The following is a 22,228-nucleotide window of genomic DNA, read 5'->3' on the forward strand; positions in this document are numbered from 1 at the left end:
AAAGTGAATCTGCAGATCAGTGGTCACCACATCGAAGTTACCCCCGCCCTGCGCGAGTATGTCGAGAACAAGCTGGATCCGGTCGTTCGCCATTTCGACAAAGTGACCGGCGTCAATGTCGTCCTGTCCGTCGAAAAGCTGAAGCAGAAGGCCGAAGTTACCATTCATGTGCCGGGCAAGGACATGCACGTCGAGGAATCCGGCGACGATCTGTACGCTGCCATCGATGCGATGTTCGACAAGCTCGACCGCCAGGTCCAGAAGTACAAGCAGAAGATCCAGGATCACCATCGCGGTGAAAAGCCCGGGATGCAGGACGCTGAATAAGCGTTGACCGACTGGCCGCAGCGTTTGCTGCGGCCTTGTTTTTTCCCCTTCTATGAACCCTCTCAACAATCTTCTGAGCGCCGACCAGGTGATGCTCAACCTGGATGCCAGCAGCAAGAAACGCGTCTTCGAGCAAGCTGGGATCCTTTTCGAAGGCCGTCTCGGACTGGCCCGCTCGATCATTTTCGACAGCCTCTTCGCCCGCGAGAAGCTCGGCTCGACCGGCCTCGGCCAGGGCGTGGCCATTCCGCACGGCCGCATCAAGGGACTCAAGCAGGCTGCTGGTGCCTTCCTGCGTCTGGCAACGCCGGTTCCCTTCGACTCACCGGATGGCCGACCGGTCGACCTGCTGTTCGTCCTGCTCGTGCCCGAACAGGCCACCGAGCAACATTTGCAGATCCTGTCCGAACTCGCCCAACGCTTCTCGGACCGGGCGTTCCGTGAAAAGCTGCAAACCGCCGCCGATCCGGCTGCCGTCGTCGCCCTCTTCCAGTCCTGAGGCAGCCGCGTGCGCCACGTCAACCTGGTACAGCTGTACGAGGATAACCGCGAGAAGCTGCTGCTCAACTGGCATATCGGCCAGAATGCCGATCGGCGTATCGAGATCAAGGGCTCGAACAGCTACGGCGCCGATCTCGTCGGCCACATCAACATCATACATCCGGAGCGCCTGCAGGTGCTCGGCATGGCCGAGCACGACTGGGCCATGCGGATCGGTGAGCGCCGCTTCGGCCAGATGTTCGCTGACCTGCTCTCTGCCCAGCCGCCGGCTGTCATCGTCGCTGACGGCTTGACGCCGCCGCCGGCCGTCATCGAGGCCTGCACGCAAACCAATACACCGTTGATTTTCTCGCCCAAGCCCTGCTCGGCGATCATCGACCTGCTGCGCATCTACCTGTCGGCTCGTCTGGCCGATACGGTCAGCATGCATGGCGTGTTCATGGACGTGCTTGGCATGGGCGTGCTGATTACCGGCGATTCGGGTGTCGGGAAGTCCGAACTGGCCCTCGAACTGATTTCCCGTGGCCACGGCCTGGTGGCGGACGATGTGGTCGAACTGGCCCGCATCGCGCCGGCCACCATCGAAGGGCGTTGCCCCGGCATGCTGCGTGATTTCCTGGAAGTACGCGGCCTCGGTCTGCTCAACATCCGCACCATCTTCGGCGAAACCGCCTCGCGCCGGAAGATGAAGCTCAAACTGATCGTGCACCTGCAAAAGACGGCTGCTACCGTCGATGCTCCCCGTTTGCCGCTCGACGCTCAGACCCAGGAAATCCTTGGCGTACCGGTGCGCAAGGTGGTCATTCCGGTGGCGGCCGGGCGCAACCTGGCGGTTCTCCTAGAGGCCGCCGTCCGCAATACCATCCTGCAACTGCGCGGTATCGACAGCTTGCAGGACTTCATGGATCGTCAGCAGCGCATGATGCTTGACGGGGGTGCATGAATGGCTGATAGTGATTCGGCATTCAACCACCAAGGGGACCACGCCATGAAGAAACTGATTGCTCTGCTGCTCGTCGCATTGTCCACGAGCGCCGTTTATGCCGCGGATGACTGTGCCGCGCGGGCTGCCGAGAAGAAGCTGGCCGGTGCCGCCAAGAACAGCTTCATGAAGAAGTGCCAGGCCGATGCCGCGGTCGCGCCGGGGAACGCCGAGTGCGCTGCCCGAGCCAAGGAGAAGAAGCTGGCCGGCGCGGCCAAGAACAGCTTCATGAAGAAATGCGTCGCTGACGCTGCGGCCGCCAAGTAAGTCTGCATTCAGTAGCACGCCGGCCATCTGCGGATGGCCGGTTGCCGTTTACAGGTGTTCGAAATCGGCGAGATCGGATTGCGGATCGTTGGCGGATGCGCCAAAGGCGATCTTGCCCTTCCCGTCGAGCGCCATTTCATTACGTCGCACCATGACCTCCTGGCGGCCGGTCAGGGTGACGAAGGTGCCGTTGGTGCTGGTATCGATCAGGTAGAAACCGTCGTTGCGCCGTTCGACCCGGGCGTGCTGGCGGGAGGCCTTGCGGTCGTCGATAGCCAGCTTGCAAGCGAGATCGCGGCCGATGGTGAGAACCGGCGTTTTTTCGTCCACCAGAAAGGCCTTGCCGCGAAAGCGGATGCACAGGCGTTCGACTGGCAGATGGCTGTGCGGCCCGAAGGTGGACGGCGGATAGGAACCGCCTTGATAGCTCGGCCAGTGGATCTGGTAGAGCTCCAGATCGGTGCCATTCTCCGCCACGGTGCCCAGCTTGGGCATCGGGTCGACGGTGATGATGCCGGGCTGCGGCAGATCCTTGACCAGTTCCGAACTGCACAGGATCTGGTCACGCCGGGCGATGCCGGCGATGCGCGCAGCGGTAGCCACGGCCGGACCGCTCAGTTTTTCGGCGCTTTCCACCACCACGCCGGAATGGAGACCGATACGGATGGTCAGCTTGAGGCCGGAGACCGGCGGCAGGTCGGCAATACGCTGCTGCATGTCGATGGCGGCCTGGCATGCTTCCTCGGCGTTGTCGAAGGCGGCGAGCAACTCGTCGCCGACGATCTGGATGGTGCGGCCCTTGTAACCGTCGATCGAGCGCTTCATGCGCTTCAGGCAGCGCTCGACGGCGTGCATCGCTTCCCGGTCGCCAAGTTTTTCGAAAAGCGCTGTACTGCCGGAAACGTCGGCGAACATGACCGTCTGTTTGCGTTGGGCGCTCATCGGCTGGCTGGAATCGGAAAGTGGAAAAAGTATTCGAACCTAATTATATGCTGACCCCTGCGGATAATGCATTATGCCGAAAGGGTTAGCGGGATGCTGCCGGTCATCGGCAGTTCCGGGCTGTCGAAAGCGATGTCGCCTTCGTCGACCGGCGTATCCAGCGTCAGGCCACGGAAATCAAACAGATCGAGGTCGGCCAGGTGGGAGGGCACGACGTTTTGCATGGCGGTGAAGACCGATTCGGTGCGGCCTGGATAACGCTTGTCCCAGTCCTGCATCATTTCGCGGATCTTCTGGCGCTGCATGTTTTCCTGCGAGCCACACAGGTTGCACGGGATGATCGGGAATTCCATGCCGCGTGCGAACTTGGCGATGTCGGCCTCGGCGCAGTAGGCCAGCGGGCGGATGACGATATGGGACTTGTCGTCGGTGACCAGCTTGGGCGGCATGGCCTTGACCTTGCCGCCGAACAGCAGGTTGAGGAACAGGGTGTGCACCATGTCGTCGCGGTGATGGCCGAGGGCGATCTTGTTGGCGCCCAGTTCCTTGGCGGTGCGGTAGATGATGCCGCGGCGCAGGCGGGAGCACAGCGAGCAGGTCGTCTTGCCTTCGGGAATCTTGTCCTTGACGATGGAGTAGGTATCGGATTCGACGATGCGGTACTCGATGCCGATCGATGCGAAGTAGTTGGGCAGGATTTCGGCCGGAAAGCCGGGCTGCTTCTGGTCGAGGTTCATCGCGATCAGCTTGAACTTGATCGGGGCGCGCTGCTGCAGCGCCATCAGCATGGCGAGCAGGGTGTAGGAATCCTTGCCGCCGGAAACACAGACCAGCACCGTGTCGCCGTCCTCGATCATGTTGTAGTCGATGATCGCCTTGCCGGTACGGCTCTCGAGGGATTTGCGAAGTTTCTGCAGGGTGTTGGAGGTGTTCATGGTCCTTGCCGGGGAATTCACGGCCCGTGAATTGGAAAACCCGTGAGTTTACCCTGTGTGACACCCCCGAAACAGGGAATTTTTGACGTTTAATCAGGTAGTTCGCGTCTGCCTGACGAGGCAGGCATCGGCAACCCCAGGTAGTGTGGCCGACCAGAAAAAGCACATGCCGCGCTGCTTGCAGCGCCTTGGTCGTAAAATCGCTCCTTTTTTGAACTTGCGATGGATAACCTCCCCGTTCCGGCGCCCGAGGCGCTTGCCCATAGCCAGGCCCTGAAACAGGCGATTGCCGACGACATCGTCGCGGCCGGCGGCTGGATTTCCTTTGCCCGCTTCATGGAGCAGGCGTTGTATCGGCCGGCCCTGGGCTATTACGCGGCCGGAGCACGCAAGTTTGGTGCGGCTGGCGACTTCGTCACCGCTCCGGAGATTACCGGCCTCTTCGGCCAGGCGCTGGCCCGCCAGGTGGCACAAGTGCTGGCTGCCTCGGCTCCCGAAGTGCTCGAAGTCGGCGCCGGTTCGGGCCGACTGGCGGCAGACCTGCTGCTCGAACTGGAGCGCCTGGGCTGCTTGCCGGCGCGCTATGCCATCCTCGATTTGTCGGCCGACCTGCGCGAACGGCAGCAGCAGACCATCGCCGCCCTGGCGCCCCACCTGCTGTCCCGCGTCGAATGGCGGGATTGCCTGCCGGCACGGTTCTCCGGTGCCGTCGTCGCCAACGAACTACTCGATGCCCTGCCGGCCCACGTTGTCGCCTGGCGGGAGGCAGGCGTCGTCGAGCGCGGTGTCGGCCTCGACCCGGCCGGTGAATTCATTTGGCAGGAGCGGCCGGCGAGCGGTGCCTTGCTGGCGGCGGCCGAGGAACTGGCCGAGCAATGCCAACTGCCGCCGGGCTACGAGAGTGAAATCAGCCTGGCGGTGCGGGCCTGGGCCGCGGAATGGGGGCATCGCCTGGAGCGGGGTGCTCTGCTCCTCATCGACTACGGCTTTCCGCGTCGCGAGTTCTACCACCAGCAACGCGGCCGCGGTACCTTGATGTGCCACTACCGGCACCACGCACATCCCGATCCGTTCTACCGACCGGGCCTGCAGGACGTCACGGTGCATGTCGATTTCACGGCAGTCATCGCCGCCGCCCACGGTGCCGGCCTTGACCTGCTCGGCTACACCAGCCAGGGGCAGTTCCTGCTCAACTGCGGTATTCTCGACCTGCTGGCCGCGCTGCCCAACGGTACGCCGGAGTACATCCGCGCCACCGGCGCGGTCAATACCCTACTCATACCACACGAGATGGGCGAATTGTTCAAGGTGATCGCCGTGGGACGCGGCATCGATGAGCCATTGGTCGGCTTTGCCCGCGGCGACCAGGGCTGGCGCTTGTAGGCGACGCACTACGCTTCAGCGCTTGGCGAGTTCCCGGAAACGGTTGGGCTGGCCGAGCACGAGGCGACCGAAGTCGTCGAGCAGGGCCTGGTCGATAGCGGCCGGGCGCAGCGTGTAGCGCATGCTGCCCAGGCGTTCGAGATTGCGCGCTTCGAGGATGATCAGTCCCTGGTTGAAATCGGCCCGCCAGCGGGCGCTGACGCTGACATCGTGGCTGATGTCGAATTCGGCCCGCTCGACGTAGCGGCGCTCGTTCTTGAATTCCTTGCAGGTGAAGGGCAGCCCGAAATCGAACAGGGTCGTGCGGAAGCGCTCGACAGCCGTGCCGTCGCGCTCGATGAGCAGCGAGCCCTTGCCCTTCAGGTGGTAGGAGAACGTCACCAGTTCGACCAGGGCGCCGGCGCTCTGGCTCTGCGTCCGGTAATCGGCGAAGCCCTCCTGCCAGTCCAGATTGTTGAGCAGGTGCTTCTCGATCAGCGGGTAATCCCGTGGAATCCCCGGCTTGACGATGTTCAGCTGCTGCACCAGCTCGTGCAGGAAGAAAAATACGTGCTTGAGTGCCTGGTCGATGGCTTCGTTGATCGCCGTGCGTTCGGCCAGCGCACTGTGCATTTCGCGCTGGCGCAATTCGGCTTGCCGGCGCAACTGATCGAGCAGGCTGGCACCGCTGGCCGCGGGTTGCGGGGCGGCGGCAGATTCGTCGGCGGGTGTCGTTGCCGGGCCCGGCGGGAGCGAAACGGCAGCCCGCTGCGGTACGATCTCCGGAAAGACCAACTCCGGGTCGACCATGCCGGCCCCGGAGTTGGCCAGGTATTCACGGCGCGCCCGGCGTTCCGCCGCATCGAGGTCGAACGCCTCGATATCGGCGATCAGCGATGCTTCAAGCGCCTCGATGTCATCCCGCAGCGCCGATCCCTTGCGCTCCCGCTTGGCGCGGATGGCCTCGCTGATGGCGGAAAGCTGCTTGCTCTTGTCGGAGTCACTCATTGAATATTCGGCGGCGTCGATTACACTGAAACAATAATGTGTCCTAAACGGAGCGAGCGCAAGATGGATATCACCGCACTGGCCAGCCTCAGCACGGCCCTGTCGCAAGCCCAGCTGGGCGACGCGGTCGGCATCTCGGTCCTCAAGAAGGCGATGGACATTCAGGAGCAGTCTGCGCTGCAACTGCTGCAGGCCTTGCCGCCGCAGTACAACAATCCATCCAACCTGGGCAATTCGGTCGACGTCAGGGCCTGATGTCTTCCAGCCAGTCTTGCAGGGCGGCCGCCACGAGCGGCCATTCCTTTTCATGGGTCACGGCGTGGCCCATGTGGCGGAAGATGTGGGCCTTCTGGCCGTAGGTGTGGGCCGTCGTCTGGACCAGGAAGGCCGGCACCAGCACGTCCTCCTCGGCGCCGAGGATCAGCATCGGCGGCCGGTGCATGGCGAACAGGTTGGGCAGGTTGAACATCGTCATGTCGAGGATGGCGCGCTGCGATTCGTTCTGCATGCGGGTCAGCCAGGCACCGAGCATCGCCTCGTCCACCTCGCCGGCGAACAGCGCTTCGCGCAGGGTGTCGGTGTCGGTGTATTCACCGCTCAGGATGCGGTTCAGTTCGAGGAAGAGGTGCGGTTTGCTGAACAGCAGGTGGAACTGCGAGGCGATCAGGCCCTGCGGCGGTACCGAGCAGATCAGCGCGGCGCCGGCGGCCGGCCGATGTTCCAGGTATTTCTGCACGATGAAACCACCCATCGAATGACCAATCAGCACGGGTGACGCAGCAAGCCAGTCGACGACGGCCTTCACGTCATCGACATAGTCGGCGACCGAGTGCCAGTTGATCTCCTCGCGCCCGGCGCTGCCACCGTGGCCGCGCAGCGACAGTGCGTAGCAGGGGTAGCCGGCCCGGGCCAGGGTGGGCATGATGGTTTCCGTCCACATCCAGCCGCCGGCGAAAGCGCCATGCACGAAGAGGAGGGGCGGTTTGCCGTTCTTGCGGCCGGGCAGGCAGGAAAAGACTTCGATACCGTCGACGAGATGGGTTTTTAGCATGGGCTGGGGTGGGGGCGTGTTCTAATGCGGTTTTTCGGAGGAAGCGGGCAAGATGCTGAAGTGGTTATTGACGCTGGTGGTGGCGATTTTCCTGCTCGGCATCATCGCGCCGCACCTGGCGCGCTTCATTCGCTTCGGCCAGTTGCCGGGGGATTTTGCTTTTCGCTTTCGCGGCCGGATCTATCAGTTCCCGGTCGCGACCACCCTCATCTTCTCACTGCTGCTCTGGCTGCTCTCCCGGCTCATTTAAGGCGTGCTTGACGGCCCGGACACGGGCGGCGTGGATGCGCTCGGGGATCTTGCCCTTGTCGCTGCAGGCGGCGGCGATCTCGCCGGCCGGTACGGCATTGACCGCGGCCAACGCGGCAAGCAGGCGCTGCGGACTGTCGTAGGCGCGGTCTTCCCAGCCCAGGCGGCCGGTGTAATCGCACAGGCAGGCCTCAAGCAACTGCCGGAAGCGCTCCGGCCGGCGCAGGGCGTCGGTTTTCTCGAACAGCATGACGAGGGTGCTCGCCTTCAGGTCGCCGGCGCGGTGCACATTGCCGTGGTAGCGTGCCATCAATAGCGCGAGGTCGCGGCAGTCGTTGGGCACGCGCAGGCGGGCGCACAGCTGTTCGGTCAGACGGACGCTGCGTTCCTCGTGGCCAAGGTGGCGGGGCAGGATGTCGGCCGGCGTTTCCGCCTTGCCGAGATCGTGCGTCAGCGCCGAGAAGCGGACCGGCAGCACGAAACCACGCCGGGCCGACTGGTCGACGACCATCAGCGTGTGGATGCCGGTGTCGACTTCCGGGTGGTAGTCGGCGCGTTGCGGTACACCGAACAGCTTGTCCACCTCGGGCAGCAGGCGGGCCAGGGCGCCACAATCGCGTAGTACCTCGATCATCCGCGACGGCTTGTCTTCCATCAGGCCTTTGGCCAGTTCCTGCCAGACGCGCTCGGCAACCAGATGGTCGACTTCGCCGTCGGCGACCATGCCGCGCATCAGCGCCAAGGTTTCCGGGGCGACGCTGAAATCGCTGAAACGGGCGGCAAAGCGGGCCAGGCGCAGGATGCGTACCGGATCTTCGGCAAAGGCCGGGCCGACATGGCGCAGCACCCTGGCCTGCAGGTCGCGCTGGCCGTCGAAGGGGTCGATCAGGCGGCCATCGGCAGCCTTGGCCATCGCGTTGATGGTCAGGTCGCGGCGGGCGAGATCGTCTTCGAGGGTAACGTCGGGTGCGGCGTGGAAGGCGAAGCCGTGGTAGCCCCGGCCCGTCTTGCGCTCGGTGCGGGCCAGCGCGTATTCCTCATGGGTTTCCGGGTGCAGGAAGACCGGGAAATCCTTGCCGACCGGCCGGAAGCCCTGTGCCAGCATGGCTTCCGGGGTGGCGCCGACGATGACGTAGTCGCGGTCGGCATTCGGCCGGCCGAGCAGTTCATCGCGGACGGCGCCGCCGACGACGTAGGTCTGCACGGCCGGAAACTGCGGGATCAGCGGCCGGCGCGGAAGCGGAAGCTGTCGAGCTTGCCCTTCGGCGTGTTCAGCGCGATGTACGACGGGGCAATGGATTCCAGTGCGGTCGGCTGCCAGTCGGCCGGGGCTACGGCGCCCGGCGTGCCGACGCTGTCCTTTTCCATGGAGCGCAGGTTGTCCGGCGACAGCATCGGATTCGGGGCCAGCCACATCAGGCCGGCCTGTAGATAGGCCCAGCCTTCGGACAGCGGGATCACGGTGGCCGTGCTGCCGGTTAGTTCCTTGGCGTACTCGACCAGTTCGCGCAGTGTGTAGACCTTCGGGCCGACCAGTTCGTAGGCCTGGCCGTAGGTGTTCACATCGTCCAGGCTATCGACAAAGGCGTCCGCCACGTCGGCCGCCCACACCGGTTGGAAGCGGGCGTGGCCGAAACCGAGCGGGAAGAAGGGAACCTTCTTGAGCACGGTGGCGAACATGGACAGGAAGGAGTCGCCCAGACCAAAGATGACCGACGGACGGAAGACGGTCACGTCCAGTTCGCCCTGGGCTGCCAGTACGATGGCTTCGCCGTCGCCCTTCGAGCGCAGGTATTCGGATGGGCCCTTGGCGTCGGCGTTGAGGGCGCTCATGTGCACCAGACGGCGGACACCGGTTGCCTTGCAGGCGGCGACGATTTTCTTGGGCAGCTCGACATGGGCCTCTGCGAAATCGCGGCTGTAGGGCAGGGAAACGTCGCGGCTATGCAGGATGCCGACCAGATTGATCACGGCATCATGGCCACGCATCAGCTCGGTCAGGGTCTTTTCGCAGCGGACGTCGGCTTCCGGCATGGTGACACCCGGCTGGATGATCAGTGCCTTGGTGCGTTCGCGACGACGGGTCGGGACGGTGACCTCGATGCCGCGTTGCGACAGGCGATTGACGATGTAGGTACCGACGAAACCGCTACCCCCCAGCAGCAAGACTTTCTTGATGGCCATGTGAACCCCGGAAATTCGTTTCGTAAAACGCGGATTTTAACCCGGATCGCCCATTCGGGCGTGCGATCCTGGCGCGGTGATTGGTGAGCGGATTGTCGCGGGCAGGCCAAGCCCATGGCGGTTCCCATGGACGCGAAGCAACCGTGGCAAGGCGCCCAAGAATGGCTGCTATCCTGTGTGCTGGCCCTGACGGCCAATCTGGGTTTACGGCAATTTCCCGGTTTTCCCCAGCGCCCGGCCGGCCGCGTGGTCAAACAGCGACTGGCCGGAACGGATGGCGGCGATGCCCTCACGCAGCTGGCTGTCGAGAATGGCCGGATGCATGGCCAGGGCAACGGTCTGCTCCGGGTTGAGCAGCAGCAGGCGCTGGCCGCCCGGGCTGGTGGCGCAGAGCCGGGCGATTTGTGGCGTGCCGTCCGCCATACGGAAGGCGAGCCAGTCGCCCTCACACCAGGCCGGTGCCCGGCTGGGGGGCGGGCGATGTTCGGGGTAATCGAAGGTGGCAAGGGCAAGGTTGCCATCGGCAAGCTGGCCGGCGACCGCCGCCTCGGGCAGGCGCGGGGCCGGGCGGATGAATGCTTCCGGGGCCGAGCCGTCCGGCAGCGGGCCGGCACGCAGTGCCTGGGTTTGCAATTCGAAACAGGTGTCAAGAAAATCTTCCTGTTCCGCCGCCGTCAGGCCAACCCGTGCCATGCCTGCCCGCAGCACCTTGAGGATGCTGGGGACGCGCTGGGCCAGCTGCTTGCGTTCCTCGGCATCGCTCTTCGGCTGGACGGACCAGATCAGCCCGTCGATGGCGGCAACGTATTCCTGCCAGGCCCGGCTGTCCGGGCCGTGCTCCTGGCCGATCTCACGCAGGACCCGGCGCCAGGTCTGGTCGATGAAGCGGCCGATGGCGGCGGGTGGTTGCGCATCAAAACAGCGCTCGATGACCACCGCCAGCTGGCCGGCAAGCCGGTCACGACGGTCGAGCGTTTCGAGGAGCGGCCGGTAAGGCGCGGCACCGGCGAGCATTCGTTGCCGACGGTCATCGATCAGCACATCGAGGGCGGTGATGGTTGGGGTGAAGTCAGCCGGATCGCTGCCCGGTTCGCTGCGCAGTGCGGAGGCCAGTTCGAGCAGGCGGGCACACACCGGATGGCGGGTCGGCACGTCGAGCGGCAGGCCGAGCGCCGCTTCGGCCATGCGATCGATGACCCGGCGGGCCGGATGCCCGGCATCGGTGAACAGCGAGCTGTCCTTCATTGCCACCTTGAGCAGCTTGATCTGTAGGCTGGCAATGGCGCCCTTCAGCGCATCGGGCAACTCGGGATCATCGAGGATGGCCTCGAAGATCATGGCCAGCGTGTCGATGGCCAGGCTTTCGCTGGCCGTCTTCGGTATGCCCAACTCGGCCGACCGGATGATCTTCGGTGCGCTCGGCGCCGGGTTCTCTGCAAAGAGGTCCGGCATCATCGGTTCGCCCGGCGCCTGGCTGCCGGGGATGACCGGCGGGCCGAAACGCCCCATGCGTTCCAGGGCTTCGAGGCGGAACATCAGTTGTTCGAGGGCTGACTGGCTGAGCAGGCTGGCGGCCGCACCACTGCCGGCCGGTGCCAGGCCTGCGGCGGGCGCCAGGTTGGCGGCGAGCGCCTGCTGCAGGGCCTGCAGCGCGTTGCTGGAGAGGGGAGGCGCAGTTTCCCGCGCCGCCGTCGGGCTGTCCGGCGACGTGATGATCGCCGGCTGGGCGGCATTGACGCCCGCTCGCTCGAGCAGGTCGTTCAGTTCGGCGTAGAGGGCCGGCAGGTTCTGGCCGAGGTAGGTCTCGATGCGGTCGAGCAGTTCCAGCTTCTGGTCGAGGGTGCTGGCACCGGCGGCGGAGAACATTGCGTCCAGCCCCCGGCAGATGCTCTTCGGGCCGACCGGGTTGTCGCTCTTCGGCAGGTCCGGGCGGCGCAGCAGCGTGACGAAACGCAGGTGCAGCTTCCACAACAGGTCACCGGTCCGCTCGAAGAGGCGGGCGGTCATGTTGTCCAGGCGGATGCCCAGTTCGAGGTCGTCCTCGGCGAGCAGCGTGATGCGCGAGGCAGTCAGGCCGTGGGCTTCCTCGGCAAAGCTGACCCGCTGGTCGCTGGCGATCACCTCGTCGAAATAGGCGCCGGCGCCTTGCTGGATCGCAGCGATGGCATGGCCGGAAATCAGGTGGCTATCCTGCAGCAGGGCGCCGAGATGCTTGAGGAAGAGGCTGCGACAGTTGCGTAGCGTGTCGAAGGCGTCAGCGTGGATGGACATGGTCGGTCAGGGTAGGTCGGCGTCCTTGGGGGCATCAGCGGTGCGGGCGCCAACCGTGCCGAGGCGGGACTTCAACGAATCGGGCTTGCCGTTGAACAGGGCGGAATAATAAACCGCATTGCTCATTACTTTCTTGACGTAGTCGCGGGTTTCGCTGAACGGGATGGTCTCGGCGTAGATGGCGCCTTCCAGCGGCCGGTCGGCACGCCACTTCTTGGCTCGGCCGGGGCCGGCGTTGTAGGCGGCCGAGGCAAGCACCGGGTGGTTGTCGAGGTTTTCCATGACCAGGCGCATATAGCTGGTGCCGAGCAGCACGTTGGTCTCGGTGTCGTTGACGCGGCCGTGGCTGAAATCGCGCAGGCCGATCTTCTTGGCGACCCACTTGGCGGTGGCCGGCATCAGTTGCATTAGCCCGGAGGCGCCGACGTTCGACTTGGCGTTGGTGATGAAGCGGCTCTCCTGACGCATCAGGCCATACACCCAGGCGTCGTCGAGCGACTGGTTCTGGGCGGCCGGGCGCACCGTTTCGCCATAGGGGGCGAGGAAGCGCAGCGTGTAGTCGTGCTCGTTTTTCGTGCGGTCGGCCGTGTTGATGGCGCGGTCCCAGATCTGGTTGCGCCTGGCGAGGTCGGCGGCGGCCAGCAACTGGCGGTCGTCCATGCCGCGCAGCGCCCAGTTCCACTCGCGCACCGCCTCGGTCCGCATGTCGTTGCGGAAGAAGGCCAGGGCACGCCGGATGCCCGGGTTGTCGCGGGCGGCACGTTGCTCCTCGCTTGTCACGGAGGCCGCCTTGGGCGGTGGCAACACGGTACGGCCCAGTTCCTCGTCGGCCAGGTTGCCGTAGAAATTCGGCTGGCCGGCGATCTTGCCGAATTGCGCGTCGGCATCGCTGGTCCGGCCGCCGGCCTGCAGCGCGCGGCCCAGCCAGTAGGTCCACTCTGGCCTGGCGGCGAGTTCGGCCGGCATGGCCTGGATGCTGTCGTGCACGATGCCCCATTCCTGGGCGCGCAGCGCGGCACGCACCTTCCATTGGTGGCCTTCGTCGGAAAGCGGCGCCTTGCCGGCCCGGGCGTACCAGTCGACAGCTTCCGGCAGGTGCTTCTTGGCGGCCTGCAGGCCGATCTGGCTCCAGGCCCACTGGCGCTCGCCATCCTGCAGGCGGTTCTTCAGGCGCTCCAGTTCGTCGGCGGCCTGGCGCGGGTCGTTGGCCGCCAGGCGGGCGATGGCGAAGGCGGCCAGCTCGCGTCCGGCGCGGCTGCCGTTGCCGGCACCCTGCTTGACCAGGTAGCCCATGGCGCTGTTGACTGCGCTATCGAAGGCGCGGCTGTCCGGCATCTGACTGTCCGGCAGGTAATTCAGCGTCGTCCTGGCCTGGCCCGGGCGGTTGGCCTCGACCTGGCGGCGGGCGCGCAACCAGACATCGTCGGCCGTCTTGGCCTGGCTGGCGACCAGCGCATCGAGCACCGGCCGGCAGGCTTCCGGCGGCTCCAGCATGGTCAGCCAGAGCTTTTCGGCCTCGGCCAGTACGCCGTTGCGGTCGGTGCGGGCCTGCAGGCTGTAGCAGGTGACATCCGGCTCGGGGGCGAGCAGCTTGGGGTATTCGGCATCGACCTCGCGCCACAGGGCGCGCTTGCCGAGCCAGCGGATCCAGTCGGCACGCAGCTTTTCGGCGACGTAGCTGCCCTCGTTGCGCTGCAGGAAGTCGCGGATACCGTCCGGTTCGCCCTTGTCCATCCACATGCGCAGCCGATAGTTCTCGGCATAGGCGGCCAGTTCATGATTGCCGAGCTGGCCAATGGCCTGCTCGAGCCGCTCGATCTTGCCGGCGCGGAAGGCCTCGCGCGCAGCGATGAAGGCACTGTCGCCATCCTGGGCAAAAACAGCGAGCGAGACGGCGAACAGGAAGGGAGCGAGGTGGGTGCGAAACTTCATGCTAGATTACGGCGATGCAGGAAGCGAACGAGGATAACACGGCCTGGCGCCGGGCATTGCGGCGCGACATGGTGTCCCGCCGGGCGGCATTGAGCGATGTCGAGCACGACGCGCTGTCGGCGCGCATCGTCGCCCATCTGGCGGCCGCCCTGCCCGCGCCGCAGGTCGTCGCCTTCTGCTGGCCGATCAAGCACGAGCCGGACGTCCGGGCCATCGTGCCACGCTGGGCCAGGCACGGCACGCGGGCCGCGCTGCCCGTCGTCGTGCAGGAAGGCGCTCCGCTCGCCTTCCGTCACTGGGCGCCGGAAACGCCGCTCGAACCCGACCGCTACGGCATTCCGACGCCCATGGCCGGCGAATGGCTGATTCCCGACCTGATCCTGCTGCCGCTCAACGGCTTCGACGGCGAAGGCTATCGGCTGGGCTACGGTGGTGGCTACTTCGACCGCACGCTGGCCGCGCTGTGTCCTCGCCCGCTGGCCGTCGGGGTCGGCTTCGAGATCAACCGTCTGCCAACCATCCGCCCGGAAAGCCATGACCAGCGTCTGGACTGGCTGGTGACCGAAGCTGGCGCGGTCAGAATCGGCTGAGCGACCTCAGCCCTGCTCCGCCAGCCGCCGGAAGCGATGCACGGCGAAGGCAGCGAGCAGGCCGGCCAGCAGGGTCAGCGTCGCCTGACGGAAATCGTAGAGACCGGTGCGTACCGCCAGTTCCAGGGCGTAGCCATGGTGCAAGGCGAGGAACAGTCCGGCCAGCGACAGGGCGAGCCAGGCGAAACGTTGCTGGCGGGGCAGGTCGCGGCGCAGCCAGCATTCGACGCTGGTACCGCTGACCAGCACCTGGCAGAGCAGCGCGATGAACAGGAAGACGAGGTTCAGGGTGTAGGCGTCCATGGTCGGCATTATGCCGCCCGGACCGCCCGCTCGAAACGGGCCAGTGCTTCGTCCAGCGTCGCACGCGGGCAGCCGAAATTGAGGCGCAGCCAGCCGGGGGCGCCGAAGTCGGCGCCATCCGACAGGCCGATGCCATGCGCCTCGAAATGGGCGGCCGGGTTGGCCAGACACAAATCGCGCACATCAATCCACGCCAGGTAGGTCGCCTCGACCGGCGCCATCCGCAGGCCGGGCAGGCTGCCGATGCTTGCGCTTACCCGGTCGCGGTTGCCCCGCAAATAGGTGATCAGGTCGCGGTGCCAGTCACCACCGTCGCGGAAGGCCGCCTCGCAGGCGGCCAGGCCGAGCACATTCACATGCGGCACGATGCCGTGCATGGCCCGTTCGAACTGCCGGCGCAGCGCCGGGTTGGGAATTACGGCGAAGGCGCAGCCGAGGCCGGGAATGTTGAAGGTCTTGGACGGCGCCATCAGCGTGATGCTGCGTTGGGCGATCTCCGGCGACAGGCTGGCGAACGGGATGTGGCGCTTGTCTGGGTCGAGGATCAGGCCGCAGTGGATTTCGTCGGAGCAGACGACCAGGTCGTGGCGCTCGGCGTAGTCGGCCAGGGCCAGCAGTTCGTCGCGCGACCAGCAGCGGCCGACCGGGTTGTGCGGGTGGCAAAGCAGGAACAGCCGCGTGGCGGCCGTCGTCGCCTGCTGCATGGCAGCCATGTCCCAGTGCCAGCGATTGTCATCGCGCGCCAGTTCGACGCGATTCAGCTTTCGGCCGGAAAAGTGCGGCGCACTGAGGAAGGGCGGGTAGATCGGTGTTGCCGTCAGCACCGCGCCATCCACCGCCCGGCAGGCGACGTTCAGGCCGGTGACCAGGCCCGGCAGCCAGACCAGCCATTCCGGCTCGATTGTCCAGCCGTACTCGTCCTGCAGGTGAGCGAGCACGGACGCCGTGAGCGAAGGCCACGGCCCGCCATAGCCGAACACGCCGTGTTCGATGCGCCGGTGCAGGGCGGCCAGCACCGCCGGGGGCGCCGCGAAATCCATATCGGCAACCCACAGCGGCAGGATGTCGCGACCGGCGTACTTGCCCCACTTGAAGGAGTCGGAGCCGCGCCGGTCGACGGGCGTGTCTAAGGAGCTCACACGTCGAGGTGCTGGTAGAGCGCCGTCGACAGATAACGCTCGCCGAAGGACGGAATAATCACGACGATCAGCTTGCCGGCATTTTCCGGGCGCTTGGCCAGTTGCAGCGCAGCCCAGGTGGCGGCGCCGGACGAGATGCCGACCAGCAGGCCTTCCTCGGTTGCCATCTGACGGGCGGTGGCGAAGGCATCGTCGTTCTTGACGCGGATGACTTCGTCGTAGATGGCGGTATTCAGCACGTTCGGCACGAAACCGGCGCCGAGACCCTGGATCAGGTGCGGCCCTTTCTCGCCGCCGGACAGCACCGGCGAAGAATCCGGCTCGACGGCCACCATCTTGACGCCGGGCTTTCTCGCCTTCAGCACCTCGCCGATGCCGGTGATCGTGCCGCCGGTGCCGACCCCGGACACGACGATATCCACCTGCCCATCGGTATCCCGCCAGATTTCCTCGGCCGTCGTCTGGCGATGGATTTCCGGGTTGGCCGGGTTATCGAACTGCTGCGGGATGAAATATTTTGGATCGCTTTCGGCCAGTGCCTTGGCCTTGGCGATGGCGCCGCCAATGCCTTCCGCTCCCGGTGTCAGGATCAGCTCGGCACCGTAGGCTTTCAACAGCAGCTTGCGCTCACGGCTCATCGTCTCTGGCATCACGAAAGCGCACTGGATGCCCCGTGCCGCGCAGACCATGGCCAAGCCGATGCCGGTGTTGCCCGACGTTGGCTCCAGCACCACGGTATCCGGGCCGATCCGGCCAGCCGCCTGGGCTGCGTCGAGCATGGCGACGGCGATGCGGTCCTTGACGCTGTGCCCGGGGTTGAAGAACTCCAGCTTGGTAACGACGGTGGCGCCGGCCCCGGCGGTGATGCGGTTGAGCTTGACGAGGGGGGTGTTGCCGACCAGTTCGGTGACGTTGTTGGCGATTTTCATGGGTGGGCTCCAAACGAAGAGGGGGAATTGTAGGCGACTCGCTGCGCCGCGTGGGTGGGATGGCAGGCAGCGGCGGGCTCGCCGAACAGGCACCCGAGGCCGAGGTCGGCGCCGCTGGCCAGGGCGGAACGGAAGGCCGCGCCGTCATCGATGCCGCGCGCTTCGACCAGGGCGCCGGCCGCCCGCACCGTGGCGCACAGCGTCGGGTCGGCGGCGGTGACCTGCAGGATGTCCGGTTGCAGGGCAAGCGCCTCGGGCAGGCCGAGGGCGGCTTCCGGTGCCGGCAAGGCCAGCCGGTAGCCGCGCTGGCGATAGTTGGCCAGGGCCTGCGTACCGGGGCCGTGCGGGTCGATTGCGCTGGCGTCGATGGCGAGCACGATATCGGCCGGCCCCAGGCCGCAACGCTTCAGGATCGCTTCGTATACCAGGCCGTGCTGGTTGCTGACCGCCTGCAGATGGCGCGGATGCACCGCGACCTGCAGATAGCCGCCGGCATGCCGGCGCTGGGCGAGGAAGTTCAGGGCATGCAGGGTACGCACCAGGCGGTCGACGTGCACCACCCCCGGACCGTCCGGGCTGGCGGCGAACACGGTGTCGGCCGGCAGTGCCCGGCCATCGGTCCGGCGCACGGTGAGGCTGGCCTGGTGGCCGATCACCCGCTCGCGGCGCAGATCGACGATGGGTTGGAACAGCGAGCCCAGGTGCAGGCCGCCGTGCCAGGCCTCGACGCGGTCGCCGGCCTCGTACAAGGTGCTTTCGCCGGCCGCGTCGGCGGCGTTGAAGTAGCGGATCAGGTCTTCGACGGGCATGGCAGGACCTACTTCTTCAGGTAAATCTGGTCGAAGGTGCCGCCATCGGCGAAGTGGGTCTTCTGGGCCTTCTGCCAGCCGCCGAAGCTTTCGTCGATGGTGACCAGCTTCAGTTTCGGAAACTGCGCCGCATATTTCGCCGCCACCTTGGCGTCACGCGGCCGGTAGTAGTGGCGGGCGACGATGTTCTGGCCCTCCTCCGAGTACAGGTAATCCAGGTAAGCCTGCGCGGTCAGCCGGGTACCGCGCTTCTCGACCACCTTGTCCACCACCGCCACCGGCGGCTCGGCCAGGATCGACAGGCTGGGGGCGACGATCTCGAAGCGGTCGCGGCCGACCTCGTTGACCGCCAGTTGCGCTTCGTTTTCCCAGGCGATCAGTACATCGCCCAGGCCGCGCTCGACGAAGGTGGTGGTCGCCCCGCGCGCACCGGAATCGAGCACCGGCACGTTCCGGAAGACGGCGGTCACGAACGCCTTCGCCTTCTGCTCGTCGCCGCCCGGCTGCTTCAGCGCCCAGGCCCAGGCCGCCAGGTAGTTCCAGCGGGCACCGCCGGAGGTCTTCGGGTTCGGGGTGATGACGGCCACCCCCGGCCGGGCCAGATCGCCCCAGTCCTTGATGCCCTTCGGGTTGCCCTTGCGCACCAGGAAAACGACCGTCGAGGTGTAGGGCGAGGAATTGTGCGGAAAGCGCGTCTGCCAGTTGGCTGGGATCAGTTTTTTATCGGCCAGCGCGTCGATGTCGTAACCCAGGGCCAGCGTGACCACATCGGCCTCCAGGCCGTCACGCACCGACAAGGCCTGCTTGCCCGAGCCGCCGTGCGACTGGCGGATATGGACGGCCTGCCCGGTCTTGCCCTGCCAGTGTTTGGCGAAGGCGGCATTGAAATCCTTGTACAACTCGCGCGTTGGGTCATAGGACACATTGAGCAGCGTGGTTTGCGCCTGGGCAAAGCCGATGCCCAAGCTTAGGGTGGCGAGCAGGGTGATCTTGCGCAGCATGATGGGCTCCAGTCGAATCGCTAAGGGATGAGCAGAGTCTAGGGGGCTGCGTTATATCCAAAAAGAATTGTTTTTCACATATATATAACCAAAACAATTTCCGGGCTGCTTGGCAAGTGCTGGCCCCCGGCGTTAAATGGCGACACAACCCGCCACCGGGCAAACCGCCCGGCAGAGCAAACGGAGGAGACATGAACCCGATTCCCGACCGGCCCATCGCTGAGCGCATTGCCTGGCTGTTCGACCTCGCCCGCCGGCACGGCGAAGCCTTCCGCAGCCCGGATGCCTGGCTGGCACGGCAGCGTTATCTCGCCGAGCATCCCACCGCCATCGCCGTCATGAAGTGCATGGACGGGCGCATCAACATTCCCGTCGCCACCCGCATGCCGGCTGGCATCGTCATGCCCTTCCGCAACCTCGGCGGCATGTTCGACCTCGGCTGGCCGCACCTCGGCGAAGTCGTCGCCCACCACGTCGAGCGCATGGTCGGCGATGGTCGGCGCATCCTCTTCCTGATCACCTACCACTGGTCGCGCGGCAACCCCCGGCGCGGCTGCGCCGGCTTCGGCTACGACACTGCCGCGGCCATCGTCCACACCCAGCAGATCCGCCAGCAGATGGAGCACATCTTCGGGCACGGCCATGCCACCGTTTATCCGCTCGTCTGCGGCTTCGAAACCGACGAAGAATCGCTCACCCTGCACGGCAACGACGGCGCCAGCCTCGACCTGTCAACGCTCGGCGCCGACGACCAGCCCACCCTCGAACCCCGCCTCGCTGCCCTGCTCCCCGACCTGCCCGCCCAAATGCGGGCCGACCTGCTGCCCCTGCTTGCCGGTAACCTCGCGCACATTGCCGACATCCGGGCCCAGATCGCCCGTCGTGAGCGCCAGCTCGACATCGAGCACCGCGAATGGACCATCTGCATCGGCCGCGGCTTCGACTTCCTGCATACCCCCAACCAGGCCCTGATCATCGGCCCTTATAGCCCCAACCTCGCCGAGCCGGTGCGCAAGGCGGCCGGCATCATCAAGAGCAACATGCAGGCCGGACGCATTCCGGCTGACGGCTTCCTGCTCTTCGCCTCCGTGCCCTACGACGAAATCGGCGTCGACCGGGCGCGCGCCGAACTCAAGGCCCGTTTCCTCTCCCGCTTCGCCGCCGACGTCATCGCCGAGGATTTCCCCGAACTCGCCGCATGCATGACCCAGCGCACCGCAGTCCTCGACTGGCATGCGCGGCAGCTGGAATTGCTGGCGGCGTGACGGGAGCGGAGTGTGTCGGTGGCCAGAGCTTGATCTTCATGTCGTCTGGCCTATGATTCGGTCATTGGAACAACCTGCGGATCTGCAATGGAAAACCGTCGCAACCTTGCTGATCGTCGACTTCGGGACTATGGGCCACCCGCCGGCTGTACCGAGCGGCGCAAACATGCTGAGCGCCGACTGCCGGTGGCGGGCGAGGTTGAGTTGTCCGCCGACGACTTCATAAAGTTGTTCGGCAGCGTGGCCAAGCTGACCAACAGCGATTACCAGCTCGATGCCGCCGCGCAGGTGTTCGACCGCGTGCGGGATTGAACAGCGCGGCCTCTCCGCCCGGTGCCGCAATCATGCTGCGAGGAAAGGCCATGGACAAATTCATGCAAGCTGCCATCGACGAGGCTCGGCAGGGTCTGGCCGAAGGCGGCATTCCCATCGGGTCGGTCATCGTCCATCGCGGACAGATCATCGGCCGCGGGCACAATCGGCGGATCCAGCAGGGCAGCGTCATTCGCCACGGCGAAATGGATGCCCTGGAAAACGCCGGCCGGCAGCCGGCAGAGGTCTATCAGGCTTCGGTGCTGTACACCACGCTGTCACCGTGTGCGATGTGCAGCGGGGCCATCCTGCTCTACGGCATTCCGAAAGTGATCGTCGGCGAGCACACCACGTTTCTCGGCGAAGAAGCGCTGTTGCGCTCGCGCGGCGTCGAGGTGGTCGTTCTCCAGGACCCGGCTTGCACCGCCCTGATGCAGGAATTCATCGCCCGCAACCCGGCGCTCTGGAACGAAGATATCGGCGAAAGCATGTAAGCAAGGTGAGTTGTCTTTTCCTGTCCGCCGGTGTTGTAAGTGCGGGCTACCATTTTTGTATTTAGGAAAATTCGGTTTTCTATAAAAAATCTTTGCAATTCAATGGCGAATTAAACAGAATGTGTATAAATAAACAGTCTGTTTTTGTAATTACATGTCACCACGCTTTGTCGATTCCAAACTCCGCATCATTTCGCCCAGCTTTGACTCCCCGCTAACGGATATCGTTATCGCGCTGGATCATCTCAGGCGCTTGAGGCTTGCTGGCGACACTCCAGCCGCTGTCTTTCACCAGTTGAAAGACATCTTCCATATGCTGGAAAGCCTCGGCTCGGCGAGGATCGAAGGCAACCACACCACCCTGGCCGATTACATCGAAAGCAAAATCGAGTCACCCGCCACGCCCAGTGACCAAATTCAGGAGGTCACAAACATCGAGGGCGCGATGGATTACGTCGAGGCAGCAATCCAGGCGAACGGCCACATCTCCGAAATGTTCATTCGCGAACTGCACCAGCTAACCGTGCGCGGCCTGATTCGCGAAGGCGACAGCACGCCGGGGCAATATCGATCCGGCAATGTGCAAATCGGCGGGGCCGACCACCTGCCGCCCGATGCAGCACTGGTGCCCATGCTGATGCAGGAACTTGCCTACTTCATCAACCATGACGACCCGCCCAAGTACGACCTGCTCAAGATGGCCATCGTGCACCATCGTTTTTGCTGGATACACCCGTTCGGCAACGGCAATGGCCGAACCGTCCGTCTCTTGAGCTACGCCATGCTCATCAAATACGGCTTCAACGTGCAGGCCGGCGGCCGCGTGCTCAACCCCACAGCCGTCTTCTGTAATGATCGCAACGCCTACTACGCCATGCTCTCCGAAGCTGATGCGGGGACCGACGAAGGGCTGGAGAAATGGTGTCTCTACGTCCTCGGCGGCATCCGCAACGAACTTGAAAAAGTCGACCGCATCACCCAGTACAGCTACCTGCAGGAAAAAATCCTGCGGCCGGCGCTGGCCTACGGCAAAGCGCGCCGGCAATTCACCGAGCAGGAAGAAGCAGTCCTCAGCATGGCCATCGCCAAAGGCACCTTCCGTGCTGCCGATGTCGATGCCGTACTACCCGCGCTGACCCAGCGGCAACGCACCTACCTGATCACCAAACTGGTCAACCAGCACATGATCCGCCCGGTTGCCGAAGGCAGCAGAACCTACACCATCAGCTTCACCAACAGCTACCTGCTGCGCAATGTCATTCATGCGCTGGAAGCGGAAGGCTTCATTCACCCAGCCATCAAATCGGCCCACGCCTGAAAAGCCGCGCGAGAGGCTTCCCTCGGCCAACCGGAAAAAGAGGAATGCGGGGGCTGA

25 protein-coding genes are annotated in these 22,228 nt (G+C 64.9%); 12 read left to right on the top strand and 13 right to left on the bottom strand.

The genetic code is table 11. The annotated features are described in order from the left end of the window. Positions 1–3 precede the first annotated feature (3 nt). From hpf to K420_RS0104825, 4 genes are read left to right on the top strand one after another with little or no spacing between them, the layout of a single operon-like run. Positions 4–327, top strand: coding sequence for a ribosome hibernation-promoting factor, HPF/YfiA family (gene hpf / locus K420_RS0104810; RefSeq protein WP_027457057.1), 324 nt, complete (start codon positions 4–6; stop codon positions 325–327). Between the two features lie 52 nt (positions 328–379). Then, complete coding sequence (gene ptsN, locus K420_RS18180; protein WP_035854533.1) at positions 380–826, top strand: PTS IIA-like nitrogen regulatory protein PtsN; 447 nt, start codon at positions 380–382, stop codon at positions 824–826. Positions 827–835: 9 nt separating this feature from the next. Beyond that, the gene (hprK, locus tag K420_RS0104820; RefSeq protein WP_027457058.1) at positions 836–1,771 is read left to right on the top strand and encodes an HPr(Ser) kinase/phosphatase; all 936 of its coding nucleotides are present in this window, start codon (positions 836–838) and stop codon (positions 1,769–1,771) included. 45 nt (positions 1,772–1,816) lie between these two features. Then, positions 1,817–2,077: a PsiF family protein gene (locus K420_RS0104825; protein WP_027457059.1), complete on the top strand. Its 261-nt coding sequence runs from the start codon at positions 1,817–1,819 to the stop codon at positions 2,075–2,077. A gap of 48 nt (positions 2,078–2,125) precedes the next feature. On the opposite strand, the gene K420_RS0104830 is transcribed toward K420_RS0104825, so the two are convergent. Beyond that, positions 2,126–3,019 carry an adenylate/guanylate cyclase domain-containing protein gene (locus tag K420_RS0104830; RefSeq protein ID WP_027457060.1) on the bottom strand — a complete coding sequence of 298 codons (894 nt, stop codon included), beginning with the start codon at positions 3,017–3,019 and terminating at the stop codon, positions 2,126–2,128. A 71-nt stretch (positions 3,020–3,090) separates the two neighbouring features. Next, positions 3,091–3,954, bottom strand: a complete 864-nt coding sequence (gene ttcA / locus K420_RS0104835; RefSeq protein ID WP_027457061.1) for a tRNA 2-thiocytidine(32) synthetase TtcA — start codon at positions 3,952–3,954, stop codon at positions 3,091–3,093. A gap of 222 nt (positions 3,955–4,176) precedes the next feature. On the opposite strand from ttcA, the gene K420_RS0104840 reads away from it, so the two are divergent. Then, positions 4,177–5,337 (top strand): class I SAM-dependent methyltransferase, encoded by a 1,161-nt coding sequence (locus tag K420_RS0104840; protein ID WP_027457062.1) that lies wholly within the window; start codon positions 4,177–4,179, stop codon positions 5,335–5,337. 15 nt (positions 5,338–5,352) lie between these two features. On the opposite strand, the gene K420_RS0104845 is transcribed toward K420_RS0104840, so the two are convergent. Beyond that, positions 5,353–6,324, bottom strand: coding sequence for a hypothetical protein (locus tag K420_RS0104845; RefSeq protein WP_027457063.1), 972 nt, complete (start codon positions 6,322–6,324; stop codon positions 5,353–5,355). Positions 6,325–6,360: 36 nt separating this feature from the next. Between K420_RS0104845 and K420_RS0104850 the strand changes: the two genes are divergently transcribed. Continuing rightward, complete coding sequence (locus K420_RS0104850) at positions 6,361–6,579, top strand: YjfB family protein (protein ID WP_232422733.1); 219 nt, start codon at positions 6,361–6,363, stop codon at positions 6,577–6,579. Here the strand turns inward: K420_RS0104850 and K420_RS0104855 are convergent. Next, complete coding sequence (locus tag K420_RS0104855; protein WP_027457065.1) at positions 6,569–7,375, bottom strand: alpha/beta hydrolase; 807 nt, start codon at positions 7,373–7,375, stop codon at positions 6,569–6,571. The genes K420_RS0104850 and K420_RS0104855 overlap by 11 nt on opposite strands. A gap of 52 nt (positions 7,376–7,427) precedes the next feature. Between K420_RS0104855 and K420_RS0104860 the strand changes: the two genes are divergently transcribed. Continuing rightward, positions 7,428–7,625 carry a DUF2905 domain-containing protein gene (locus K420_RS0104860; RefSeq protein WP_027457066.1) on the top strand — a complete coding sequence of 66 codons (198 nt, stop codon included), beginning with the start codon at positions 7,428–7,430 and terminating at the stop codon, positions 7,623–7,625. Here K420_RS0104860 and K420_RS0104865 read toward each other — a convergent pair. The 4 genes from K420_RS0104865 to K420_RS0104880 all read right to left on the bottom strand — a co-directional run bounded on the left by K420_RS0104865 (position 7,590) and on the right by K420_RS0104880 (position 14,011). Further along, on the bottom strand, positions 7,590–8,828 hold the full coding sequence (locus K420_RS0104865; RefSeq protein WP_027457067.1) for a multifunctional CCA addition/repair protein: 1,239 nt from the start codon (positions 8,826–8,828) through the stop codon (positions 7,590–7,592). The two genes, K420_RS0104860 and K420_RS0104865, sit on opposite strands and share 36 nt — an antisense overlap. A 17-nt stretch (positions 8,829–8,845) precedes the next feature. Next, a complete protein-coding gene (locus tag K420_RS0104870; protein WP_027457068.1) occupies positions 8,846–9,808 on the bottom strand; it encodes a complex I NDUFA9 subunit family protein in 963 nt (320 codons plus the stop codon). A gap of 204 nt (positions 9,809–10,012) precedes the next feature. Beyond that, complete coding sequence (locus tag K420_RS0104875) at positions 10,013–12,079, bottom strand: DUF1631 family protein (protein ID WP_027457069.1); 2,067 nt, start codon at positions 12,077–12,079, stop codon at positions 10,013–10,015. 6 nt (positions 12,080–12,085) lie between these two features. Next, the gene (locus tag K420_RS0104880; protein ID WP_027457070.1) at positions 12,086–14,011 is read right to left on the bottom strand and encodes a lytic transglycosylase domain-containing protein; all 1,926 of its coding nucleotides are present in this window, start codon (positions 14,009–14,011) and stop codon (positions 12,086–12,088) included. 14 nt (positions 14,012–14,025) lie between these two features. Here K420_RS0104880 and K420_RS0104885 point away from each other — a divergent pair, with 14 nt between their 5' ends. After that, positions 14,026–14,601, top strand: coding sequence for a 5-formyltetrahydrofolate cyclo-ligase (locus K420_RS0104885; protein WP_027457071.1), 576 nt, complete (start codon positions 14,026–14,028; stop codon positions 14,599–14,601). A gap of 6 nt (positions 14,602–14,607) precedes the next feature. On the opposite strand, the gene K420_RS0104890 is transcribed toward K420_RS0104885, so the two are convergent. From K420_RS0104890 to K420_RS0104910, 5 genes are read right to left on the bottom strand one after another with little or no spacing between them, the layout of a single operon-like run. Continuing rightward, positions 14,608–14,904 (bottom strand): hypothetical protein, encoded by a 297-nt coding sequence (locus tag K420_RS0104890; RefSeq protein ID WP_157275005.1) that lies wholly within the window; start codon positions 14,902–14,904, stop codon positions 14,608–14,610. Positions 14,905–14,912: 8 nt separating this feature from the next. Continuing rightward, the gene (locus K420_RS0104895; RefSeq protein ID WP_027457073.1) at positions 14,913–16,043 is read right to left on the bottom strand and encodes a MalY/PatB family protein; all 1,131 of its coding nucleotides are present in this window, start codon (positions 16,041–16,043) and stop codon (positions 14,913–14,915) included. Next, positions 16,040–16,972, bottom strand: coding sequence for a cysteine synthase A (gene cysK / locus K420_RS0104900; protein WP_027457074.1), 933 nt, complete (start codon positions 16,970–16,972; stop codon positions 16,040–16,042). Before cysK ends, K420_RS0104895 begins: the two co-directional genes overlap by 4 nt. After that, positions 16,969–17,781 (bottom strand): EAL domain-containing protein, encoded by an 813-nt coding sequence (locus tag K420_RS18185; protein WP_051452957.1) that lies wholly within the window; start codon positions 17,779–17,781, stop codon positions 16,969–16,971. The genes cysK and K420_RS18185 overlap by 4 nt, the downstream gene beginning before the upstream one ends. 8 nt (positions 17,782–17,789) lie before the next feature. After that, positions 17,790–18,782, bottom strand: a complete 993-nt coding sequence (locus K420_RS0104910) for a sulfate ABC transporter substrate-binding protein (protein WP_027457075.1) — start codon at positions 18,780–18,782, stop codon at positions 17,790–17,792. Positions 18,783–18,973: 191 nt separating this feature from the next. On the opposite strand from K420_RS0104910, the gene K420_RS0104915 reads away from it, so the two are divergent. The 4 genes from K420_RS0104915 to K420_RS0104930 all read left to right on the top strand — a co-directional run bounded on the left by K420_RS0104915 (position 18,974) and on the right by K420_RS0104930 (position 22,171). After that, positions 18,974–20,047 carry a carboxysome shell carbonic anhydrase domain-containg protein gene (locus K420_RS0104915; protein ID WP_027457076.1) on the top strand — a complete coding sequence of 358 codons (1,074 nt, stop codon included), beginning with the start codon at positions 18,974–18,976 and terminating at the stop codon, positions 20,045–20,047. Between the two features lie 87 nt (positions 20,048–20,134). Further along, positions 20,135–20,359, top strand: coding sequence for a hypothetical protein (locus K420_RS0104920; RefSeq protein WP_027457077.1), 225 nt, complete (start codon positions 20,135–20,137; stop codon positions 20,357–20,359). 50 nt (positions 20,360–20,409) lie between these two features. Continuing rightward, on the top strand, positions 20,410–20,853 hold the full coding sequence (locus K420_RS0104925) for a nucleoside deaminase (RefSeq protein WP_027457078.1): 444 nt from the start codon (positions 20,410–20,412) through the stop codon (positions 20,851–20,853). A gap of 313 nt (positions 20,854–21,166) precedes the next feature. Further along, a complete protein-coding gene (locus K420_RS0104930) occupies positions 21,167–22,171 on the top strand; it encodes a Fic family protein (protein WP_198293798.1) in 1,005 nt (334 codons plus the stop codon). Positions 22,172–22,228 lie beyond the last annotated feature (57 nt).

Origin of the sequence: Dechloromonas agitata is5 (assembly GCF_000519045.1) — a bacterium.
Lineage (GTDB): Bacteria > Pseudomonadota > Gammaproteobacteria > Burkholderiales > Rhodocyclaceae > Azonexus > Azonexus agitatus.